Origin of the sequence: Myxococcus sp. CA039A, assembly GCF_013336645.1 — a bacterium.
Classification (GTDB): Bacteria; Myxococcota; Myxococcia; order Myxococcales; family Myxococcaceae; genus Myxococcus; species Myxococcus llanfairpwllgwyngyllgogerychwyrndrobwllllantysiliogogogochensis.
Genome location: NZ_JABUMQ010000639.1, coordinates 1 through 1,740, shown reverse-complemented (window position 1 = coordinate 1,740; position 1,740 = coordinate 1). Strand labels below are relative to the sequence as shown.

1 protein-coding gene and 1 pseudogene are annotated in these 1,740 nt (G+C 70.1%); both read left to right on the top strand.

All coding sequences use genetic code 11. From position 1 onward, the window contains the following. Nucleotides 1–520: pseudogene (locus HR086_RS46650) on the top strand (hypothetical protein); the annotation flags it as partial. Nucleotides 521–617: 97 nt separating this feature from the next. After that, nucleotides 618–1,547: a site-specific tyrosine recombinase XerD gene (gene xerD, locus HR086_RS46645; protein ID WP_174468890.1), complete on the top strand. Its 930-nt coding sequence runs from the start codon at nucleotides 618–620 to the stop codon at nucleotides 1,545–1,547. The last annotated feature ends 193 nt before the right edge of the window (nucleotides 1,548–1,740 follow it).

The following is a 1,740-nucleotide window of genomic DNA, read 5'->3' as shown; positions in this document are numbered from 1 at the left end:
GGCGGGAATCGCGGTCGGGGCCTGCCTGGGCATGGTGTCCGGGCTGTCGGTGGGGAGCATCGCGAGCATCTCCGGTGGACGAGGCCCGTCCGTGTGGCGGGTGCAGACGGCGGCCATCATCACCAGCCTGGTGCCCATGCTGGTGTGGAGCCGTCAGGCCAACGTGTCCTTCGCGGGCGCGGTGGCGGCGGCGGCGCTGGTGGTCTTCCTGGTCAGCGCGTTCCGGCTGCCGCTCTACGCGCTGGAGGTGCTGGCTTCGGCGGTGGCGTACGCCGTGGAGCGGTGGACGGGGCGTCCGACGCTGCAGTGGGTTCCCGTGCGCCACCACAACCTGAGCTATCTGCCGCATCCGTTCCTGGGCAGGCACCTGGCGCTGGCGGTGCGCTCGCGGCCCGCGGAGGTGCTCGCGGTGGCGGATGCCTGCCTGCGCTCGCCGGGGAACATCCTGGTGGGCTGGCCGTGGGTGGTGCAGGCGCTGGAGCGCGCGTCGACGGAGGGCGCGGGCGGGCCGCATCCCTGAGTCCGGGGCCCGCGGGGTCGGCTGGCCTGGGGCCTGGGTGTCGTGACACGTGCGTCGCCAGATTGCCTCCGCGCGGGGCTCCGCTAGCCTGGGGGGCATGGAAGGATTGCTCGACGCGTTCATCGCCTTCATCCGCGCGGAGCGTGGGCTGTCCGGCAAGACGGTGGATGCCTATGCCGCGGATCTCACCGTCTACTTCGAGGACCTGCGCGCACGGGGCGTGGAGGATGCGACGCGGGTCCGGCAGGAGGATGTGACGGCGCACCTGTCGTCACTGTCCAAGGGCGGGCTGGGCAAGCGCAGTCAGGCGAGGCACCTGGCCGCGCTTCGGAGCTTCCACCGCTTCCTGGTCGCCGAGCGACTGGCGGACAAGGACCCGACCGAGGACGTGGACACGCCGCGCTCGGCGAAGAGGCTGCCGTCGTTCCTGACGCTGGAAGAGGTGGAGCAGTTGCTGGCCGCGCCGGACGAGCGGACACCGGCGGGGCTGCGCGACAAGGCGATGCTGGAGGTGCTCTACGCCACGGGCCTCCGTGTCAGCGAGCTGTGTGGGCTGGGCGTCAACGACGTGCAGTTGAGCGCGGGCTACCTGGTGGCGAAGGGCAAGGGCTCCAAGGAGCGCGTGGTGCCGTTGGGGCGCGTGGCGGTGGAGAAGACGCAGGAATATCTGGGCAACTCCCGCCCGGCGATGCTCGGTCGGCGTGAGTCGCGGGCCTTGTTCGTGACGCCCCGGGGTTCGGGCTTCACGCGGCAGGGGTTCTGGAAGCTGCTCAAGCGTTATGCGCTGAAGGCGGGCATCCTCAAGCCCCTGTCCCCCCACAAGCTGCGGCACTCGTTCGCCACGCATCTGGTGGAGCGCGGGGCTGACTTGAGGGCCGTGCAGCAGATGCTCGGACACGCGGACCTGGCCACCACGCAGATCTACACCCACGTCAACAGCGCCCGCCTGCGCTCCGTCTACGACGAGTTCCATCCGCGCAGCGACGTGTTCGTCCCCAAGCCGAAGAAGCGGAAGACGGCGTCGTAACTCCGCGCGTTCCGGGACGTGGCGGCCGGGGTGGACCCGACATGTCAGACCGGCCGGTAGACTGCCTACGTACGAGGTAGACACCCTTCAGGGTAGGGTGTTACGGATGGAATCCCAGAGGTTCCATCGACGGAGGTGGGCGTGGGACAGGGCAAGGGTCGGAAGCCGGCGACGTACGAGGACATCGAAGCGC

Coding starts and splice junctions, on each gene's coding strand:
- xerD (WP_174468890.1), top strand. CDS start 618: ATGGAAGGATTGCTCGACGCGTTCATCGCCTTCATCCGCGCGGAGCGT.